Source organism: Paracoccus indicus, assembly GCF_003056335.1.
GTDB lineage: Bacteria > Pseudomonadota > Alphaproteobacteria > Rhodobacterales > Rhodobacteraceae > Paracoccus > Paracoccus indicus.
Map to the genome: position 1 here is coordinate 39,603 of NZ_PYWA01000012.1, position 7,348 is coordinate 46,950.

At 57.4% G+C, this 7,348-nt stretch carries 7 protein-coding genes and 2 pseudogenes; 3 read left to right on the forward strand and 6 right to left on the reverse strand.

All coding sequences use genetic code 11. From position 1 onward, the window contains the following. Position 1: 1 nt before the first annotated feature. Both DDE75_RS16410 and DDE75_RS16415 read right to left on the reverse strand, forming a co-directional pair. Positions 2–967 carry a glycosyltransferase family 2 protein gene (locus DDE75_RS16410; protein ID WP_108503467.1) on the reverse strand — a complete coding sequence of 322 codons (966 nt, stop codon included), beginning with the start codon at positions 965–967 and terminating at the stop codon, positions 2–4. Further along, the gene (locus tag DDE75_RS16415; RefSeq protein WP_162799086.1) at positions 964–2,058 is read right to left on the reverse strand and encodes a polysaccharide pyruvyl transferase family protein; all 1,095 of its coding nucleotides are present in this window, start codon (positions 2,056–2,058) and stop codon (positions 964–966) included. Before DDE75_RS16415 ends, DDE75_RS16410 begins: the two co-directional genes overlap by 4 nt. Before the next feature lie 447 nt (positions 2,059–2,505). Here DDE75_RS16415 and DDE75_RS17725 point away from each other — a divergent pair. After that, positions 2,506–2,598, forward strand: a pseudogene (locus tag DDE75_RS17725) (IS5/IS1182 family transposase); the annotation flags it as partial. 609 nt (positions 2,599–3,207) lie between these two features. Here DDE75_RS17725 and DDE75_RS16430 read toward each other — a convergent pair. Continuing rightward, positions 3,208–3,432 carry an IS3 family transposase gene (locus tag DDE75_RS16430; RefSeq protein WP_162799087.1) on the reverse strand — a complete coding sequence of 75 codons (225 nt, stop codon included), beginning with the start codon at positions 3,430–3,432 and terminating at the stop codon, positions 3,208–3,210. A gap of 285 nt (positions 3,433–3,717) precedes the next feature. Next, positions 3,718–3,846: pseudogene (locus DDE75_RS17910) on the reverse strand (transposase); the annotation flags it as partial. A gap of 577 nt (positions 3,847–4,423) precedes the next feature. Here DDE75_RS17910 and DDE75_RS17460 point away from each other — a divergent pair. Continuing rightward, positions 4,424–4,573 (forward strand): hypothetical protein, encoded by a 150-nt coding sequence (locus DDE75_RS17460; protein ID WP_170310968.1) that lies wholly within the window; start codon positions 4,424–4,426, stop codon positions 4,571–4,573. Positions 4,574–4,708: 135 nt separating this feature from the next. Here the strand turns inward: DDE75_RS17460 and DDE75_RS17780 are convergent, their stop codons facing one another. Then, positions 4,709–4,837, reverse strand: a complete 129-nt coding sequence (locus DDE75_RS17780; RefSeq protein WP_272482575.1) for a hypothetical protein — start codon at positions 4,835–4,837, stop codon at positions 4,709–4,711. 402 nt (positions 4,838–5,239) lie between these two features. Here DDE75_RS17780 and DDE75_RS16435 point away from each other — a divergent pair, with 402 nt between their 5' ends. Further along, positions 5,240–5,800, forward strand: a complete 561-nt coding sequence (locus tag DDE75_RS16435; protein ID WP_108503472.1) for a hypothetical protein — start codon at positions 5,240–5,242, stop codon at positions 5,798–5,800. A gap of 621 nt (positions 5,801–6,421) precedes the next feature. On the opposite strand, the gene DDE75_RS17380 is transcribed toward DDE75_RS16435, so the two are convergent. Beyond that, entirely contained in the window at positions 6,422–7,111 is a 690-nt protein-coding gene (locus DDE75_RS17380) for a hypothetical protein (protein ID WP_162799089.1), read from the reverse strand. Positions 7,112–7,348: the final 237 nt, after the last annotated feature.

Genomic DNA, 7,348 nt, shown 5'->3' on the forward strand with positions numbered 1-7,348 from the left:
CTCAGGCGCGCTGCGAAACAAGCCGATGGCGCAGGTGATGAAGCGTCACTTTGGCATGGATCACCCCAAGCGCCAGCCCGATGGCCGGCCCGACAAGGCAAAGCGCCGCTATATGCCGCTTTTGCGCCAGATAAGACAAGGCCGAGGCTGCTTCCTGATGCACATGCGGCAGCTCTGACCGCCACCGGGTATCGCGGCGACGTTGCCACCAAGCAGAAAGGAAGGCGCGGCGGGTGTCCTGTCGGGCGGCATATTTCGCGTAATGCGCACCCCGCCCCATGTCATAGCTGCGCATCAGGGCAGGGCGGTCCGCTTCGCTGCGACCGTGGTCGTGGCGAACCGTGGGGCGCGGATCATAGCGGGCCGGATGCCCCGCCCAAAGCACCGCGGTGATCACGTCTATGTCTTCACAAGGAAAGGGCGTTCCGGCGCCAAGCTCGGGATCCAGACCGCCAACCTCCTCCAGAATGCGGCGAGGGATCGCCATGTTGGCGCCGTGGATTGCCCCGGGCTTCAGATAGCGACAGGGAGCGAAAGTCTCGACCGTATCGCTTTCCTTGATCGTCACATGGGCGTGGTCCGGGTTGTGCAACAGGATCCGCCCGCCAAGACAGCCGGTATCGGGATGCTCGGCAAAGACCTCGGCCACTCGATCGACAAAATCCGGGGCGGGATAACAGTCGTCGTCGGTGAAGGCCACGATCCTGCCCCGCGCATGTCGCCAGCCATTGTCGCGCGCGGCCCCAAGTCCGATCCGCGCGCAATGGATGTAACGGGCAGGCACGGGCGCAGCCTCTACCACGCGACGAAGATCCACGTCAGAGGCATTGTCGACGATCAGAAGCTCCCACCCGGTGCGGCTGGCTTCCAGCACCGGGCGCCAAGTGCTGAGTGCCTTGGCCAGCGCCTCGGGACGGTTCCGGGTGCAGATCAGCACCGAGACTTCGATGGCAGAGCCGATGGTCATGCGCTTTTGGCCTGCGTGCCGGCTTCCGCATCTTGTCTTGCCAAGGCGACCTCGGCCGCGGCCAGCGCCGCGTCCAGATCCGTAGCCCGGGTCGCCCCCTGCCAGCAGCTTCCGAAAGCAGCCGACAAACGCGCGATCTTGCCGTAACTGTTGTCCGTGAAGGCATGGGGAATGCCCATCAGGCTGGACATGATGTGGACATGCAGCCTGTCGGTGATGATGAAGCGGCCTCGCGCCAGCTTGGCCAGTCCGTGATCCAGCCGCAGCTGTGCCAAGGCACGATAATAAGCGACCTGCCGTGCCGGACGGCCCAGGTCGGACAGGCGTCCTGTCCGAAGGGCCAAGGTCCGTGCCATCCAGGTGGCCGACTTGTAAACATTGGAAGCGTCTGCGCCCCAATCGTCCACGATGTAGCTGGCTGCGAACCGGGGCGACAGCCGGGATGCATCGAACCTGGGACCAGTGGATTCCTTGTCATCCCGAAGCATCAGCAAAAGATCGACCTGGGGCGGCGCCGGGCGCGGCAGGGTTCCGATTGCAAAGGCTGCATCCGGGCAAAGGCGCAGATCGCAGTCGAAATGTTCAGCCGCAAGGGCCATGCTCGGCTCATCCCGAAGCAGCAGCGTCAGGCGTCGTGCACAGGCAATGGCCTTGGCAGTCTGGGCAATGCGTTCAACATTCCCGTAATGAATGGATTGTGGCAGATGGATAATGCGATGTTGGGAAAACTGCTGGAAAACCTTTTCGCGAAATATCTGATAAAATTCCCAGATATCTCCGAAATTACCGCCCCCGTGCAGGAAGATCACCGCATCATCGGGAACGCTTGCACGAATTTCTTCCCAATCAGTGCTGAACTTACACACGTAGACCGGCGGGCGACCGAATATCCGCTCCAGTGCCAGAACCTCGCCAAGGTAGATCGCCGAATCCCCCACATTCGGATGGTCGGGATGATCAAGCAGAACATAGGGCCGGGAAAGGTCCTCTCCGACCACCTCGCGAAGCGTGTCCTCGAAACGGTTGCCAAGTCGGGCGACAAGCGCCTCGGCCGTCTCCGTTCCGGGCTCGGGCAGCGCCGGATAGTTCATGCAGTGATCCTTTCGGTATTTTTCGGGATAGTTCAGCAAAGCCCCTGCACCGTCAAGCGCAGCAGCCCTTTGCTTTGTCACAGGGCGACGCGGCATCATAGGCCGATAAGGCGTGGCACTGGATACTCGTCACGGCCATAATCACAAGCCACCTTCGGACTTTTTCACCATGATGCCGGAACAGTTCAGTTGTCATGCCTGTGTCCAGCCAGCATGGAACCGACCGCGAAGATCATCAGGGGGCCGTCGAGACAAAGCTGCAAGGCGCCAGTCCTTGATCGTGGCTTTGCGCTGCCAAGCGCTTTGCCCAAGCCGGATCGCAACATGGCATCGAAACTATCTGACATGTCGAATGGGTAGGCTGAAGAATAACGGAACAGTCAGGGTCAGGATGGATTGATTGCGCACGAACAGCATGACTCACGACCTCGACGACCGAGCCGTGTAATGGGCAATCCCTTCTGGCTGACCAACGCGCGATGGGGGCGTCTGACCCCTTTCGTCTCCAAGCCCCACGGCAAGCCTCGGGTCGATGACAGGCTGAGCTACTCCCCATTTCCTGAGCAGGATCTGACGTAATTTAAGCTACTCGTTGCACCTGCTGATCGGGTTGGTTGATATCATTTCTCTGCCAGTAGACCAGCGCTTGGGGCTGGCCGTCCAAGGCTGAATGCAGGCGCTGGTAGTTGTAGAAGGTCATCCGTTTCCGGATCGCCGCTTTCGTCTCCGATCCGGTCTCCCAAGCATGCAGTAAACGCATTTGTATTTCGTTACGCGGTCCTGCGGTTCAGGGTGCCCCACAGCCTCTCGATGAAGATGTTGTTGAGGGTGAGCTTGCGAACGCCCTTCCCATCCACCGATATCCGCACCGCTGATCGGGGCAGCCGGTCCGTCCAAGCGAAGGATGTGAACTGGGACCCCTGATTTGTATTCATTATCTCGGGCGGGCCTAACGTATGGATGGCCTCGTTCAACACCTCAAGACGAAAGTCATTCGACCCTGTTCTTGAACCGGTGGCGAATACGGTCTCATTCCAGCGTGTTCAAGATGCGACAAGACAGAACCTTGCGGGTATGCCAGTCCATGATAGCCACCAGATAGAGGAACCCTCGACGCATACGCAAATAGATGATGTTCGAACACCAGGCCTAGTTCGGACGTTCCACCCGCAGACCTCTCAGCAGATAGGGATAGATCTGATGGCCCTTCGCCGGCCTGTTCGCGTTGGGCTTCTGGTAGATCGGCGTGAGCTCCATCAGGCGCATCAGTCGATGAATACGCTTTTCGTTCACCAGGTGGCCGTCGTTGTGCAGGTAACAAGTCATTTGCCGGACGCCGAAGAACGGGGTCTTCAGGAACTGCTCGTCGATCATCCTCATCAGCCCGAGGTTCTGCTCAGACTCGCCCTTCGGCTCGTAGTAATAGAACGAGCGCGCGATCGACAGCAGCTTGCACTGATGACCGATGGATAGCTAGGGATGGTCAGGCTCGATCATGCCGGGCCTCACTTTCCGCCCCAGTGCTTCAGCTTTCGTTACAAAAAAGAGTTTGCCACCCCCAGCTCCTCGATCTTGGCGTGGAGTTCCTTCACCTGCTCCTTCAATCTCGGGCTTCTCGCGGCTCCCGCGCTCGAACACACCTTCGAGCAGAACTCGCTACCATTGATGGATCATTGTCGGCTGCACCCTGAACCGGCCTACCAGCTCGGCGGCCGTCTCCTCGCATTTCAATGCTTCCAGCGCGACCTTCGCCTTGAACTCTGGCGCGTGCTGCTTGCGTTTCGACATCTCTGATCGCCTCGTCGAAGATCAGCAGACTGCAAATCGTAGCTTATGTCAGTGTCCGAATTTCGAGGGGTAGCTTAGAGGCTCTCAGCAGCGTTCTAAGCCCCTTCAGGCGCATCTCTTGCACCCAGATCCTACAAAATCGGCTTCCACGCGCCCCAGGGCCCCGTTCTGCATCTTCGCATCCCGGATCTGTCCTGCGCCCTCTCGCCAAGCCCTTGGTCCTGCCAGCGCGATCCTGGCGCGACCGCAGAACGCCCCTCTCCTAGGCCCCGAATTGAAGCCTGCGCCTCGGCAGACTTTAAGATTGGCAAGAAATGGAAATGTAATTTTTTACACTTTCGGCCCCCCTAAATCCCTGCATTTGCGGGTTGTGGAACGGGTCGAAATGTGAAGCCCCGCCGCGGCTCTCTCCGGACGTTCCGAGACCGGGAGCGTCCCGTCGATCAAGGATCTGTTCTGCCGGGGCAGGACGCGATCTGGTCCGCGCCTTACTTGCGGCGTTCCGCCTCACTGCCGGGGCGGCCGGCCTCCTGTACCCGGCTCCAGAGAGGCGCGGCTTGCTGGAAGGACGGAACAGATGAACCATTGGTTGGATGTCTTTCCGCTGATCTTCCTGCCCTTCAAACTGATCGTTCTGAGGATCGGAATGTTCTTCGCGATCAGGTGGCATGTGCAGCGGGACGATGAGGAACACGCTCAGCGGGGGCGAAAGCACGAACCGCGCTAGGCCGCGGGCGGTTCGCACCGATCCCGACCGGCGTATCGTAGAACGACGACCGCGACAGCCGCACCAGTTTGCATTGCTGGCCGATGCTCAACTCGGAATGATCCCAATTAATCATCGCACGTTTCTTCTCGGGACTCACCGCTTCAGCCCTTCGACGAAAAAATTGTTCTCAACAGCCAGCCTCCCAATCTTGGCATGGAGCTCTTTGATCTCTGTGTCTGCCGGACTTTCCTGTTTGCCACCGCGAACAAAAACATCGGCCATGCTTTCACAGCCTAACGCTTCCATGTGCTGATCTGGGCCGGATGCATTTGGTGCTTCGCGGCAATCTCTTGGATCGCCTTGTCGCCACGCAGCGAGAGGTGGTCGCAGGAATTCGGACCGGTCGCCAAGCTCTGGCGATTGATGACGGTCCCGGCGCGCTTCGCGCACCGGGGGGAGCGCCCGCCAAGGAGCTGGCCGCCTCCCCACCGAATGGACGGGCTGTGTAGTTTTTGAATGCTGTCGGACGTGAGGCCCCTTGTGGGCCGAAGGGACGACTCTGCGTGCGTATGCGCGCGCAGGCCGGGTGGGGGTCAGCGGGAGGGTGATCGGTCAAGCGACGCTTCCTGCAGAGAAAATACCGGCTTAAACTGCGAAAGTACAAAGCACAGGAGACGGTTTTCGATGAACCTTGAGGATTTCTCAGCCGGTCTCGCCGACCTGATTGGAAAACCGAGCAGGCTGAGGCCCTTCGTGTGTGACGGCTCTCCCCTGAAGTGCCGGGTCTTCATTGTCGGGCACAACCCTGCAACGGCATCGGATCGGGATTTTTGGGAGGATTGGGGCCCTGATGGCTTCGACAAGGAAAGCTGGATGGCGGCCTACATCGAGGAACGGGCCAATCGACCGCTCAAGCCCGGAAAGTCGTACAGGCCCAGGATCAGCCCCAGCAGGCGTGTCATCGACCAAGTGGTCGCAGCAGCAGGCATGCCGATCCTCGAGACCAACATCTATGCAGGAACCTCGCCGGACATGCGGTCCCTCGGGGAACGGGACATGGCCCCGTTCCACTACCTGGTCGACACCATCAAACCGGACCTGATCATCACCCATGGCAAGGACGCAAAGGAGGCCGCAGATCGCTTGGGGCTTCCCGGCGAGGTCATCTCCGTCCCGCATTTTTCACGGGGCTGGTCGAAAGAGAACGCGATCGAGCTGGGAAGGGCTCTCCGGGCGAGATTCTGAGCACCTCGGTTCAACCGGGAGGCGGGGTTTCGGGCTGTAAGCGCTCTTATGCGGCGGCAAACCCCGGCGCTAAGGATTGCGCCCAGGTTGTCCATTCGGAACGCCACGCGAAAAGTTTTGGCCAGTCTTATATTCGGCGTGACCCGCCCCTCATTCTCTCGACAGTTCAACGGGAGACATGACCATGACCGACGTTCTTCTTATCATCCGCATTCTTTTGGGAATCCTGCGCGAACTGCTTGGTCTACTGCGCGACCGGCGCAAGCCCTGACACGGTTGTCAGAGTGGTAAGAAATGGGAGTGTATTTTACGCACTTGCATCGCTGCCAAAGGCAATGCGAATGGACACCAGCATCCCAAGTATAAGGTTTATGTGCCCCTTCCCCGCGTTGCGGGGCGAGCGGATAATTTGGCCTTGTGCGAAATTTTCTAGTGAGTACACGTAAACCTTCCTATATCTGTCACAGCGCGGCCATAGGTTGATTTAGGGCGCTCTACCAAGCTCGCCTAGGACCTCGCCGACAAACCTTGTGGCCCCGCCCGTCAGTCCCGCGTCGCAAGGCCGGGCCCAGGGTCCAGACGTATACCAACCGTAGCCCCCCTTCGGTCAAAAGCGCTTACTCAACAGGCACTGTCAGGTGATCTATTGTCGAGCGGCAAATCACTTGGGGAATGTCGGTTCAGATGATGGGCGAGCAAATTGTAAAGTTCGACCTGTTGCGAATTTGGATTCGCGTTTTCTTTCATTATCTTATCAAGAACGCCCTTAAAGCTTTGTGCGATATCTTCAATATTTCGCAGACCGCCGGTCTGTGAAATATATTCGATTAAAAATGGCATAATTATTTTTGGTTTTTTAACTGTATTAGGCCTATAATTCTCAATTTCTCTTAATACTTCAAGTGCTTTTCTTGCATCTTTTCTTTGAAGATGCGCCCTCATAAGCGCAATTGATATCAAGTAATCTCCAGGATGTCTTCTCAGAGCATACTGAATAACAATTTCAAAAAGCTTCGGCCTTCCCCTTAGCCTCCTTAGAAGAGCGGCGAGATATTTACTGTTGTCCTTTCGAACGCTGTGAACAAGCCAGTTTATTTCACCAGAAGAACTACACTCCTTTGATCCGATTGCGCTTTCGATTACTTTACTTAAGGTTTTACTTAAAATTCTAGAGCGGCTTAATGATGACAGTGGGAAGTGCCCAGAATAAGGAACGAAGATTTCAACGCATGGGATATGCTTTTTTACCTCAGCAACCTGCCTCTTATCAACTCCATGTTGATCATGGATAAGATAGGCGATCTTGGGCATATGATTTATTCTTGGCGCCAATATTTCAGGTTCATAGACAGTTGTTTCATTGAGCTCCGCCAAGGATAGACTTTTAGATAAGCGAATGGCATCATCTTTCCATCTACGCTGGCGATGTTGCGCAAATCAGCCCCGAGCATGACTGCCCCCTTTCCCGCCATTCTTCAGCGGACGGCTTCGATCTCGGCCCTGCCAAGGGCCGAGAAGCGGTTCATGATGGCGATGCGGATCTGGATT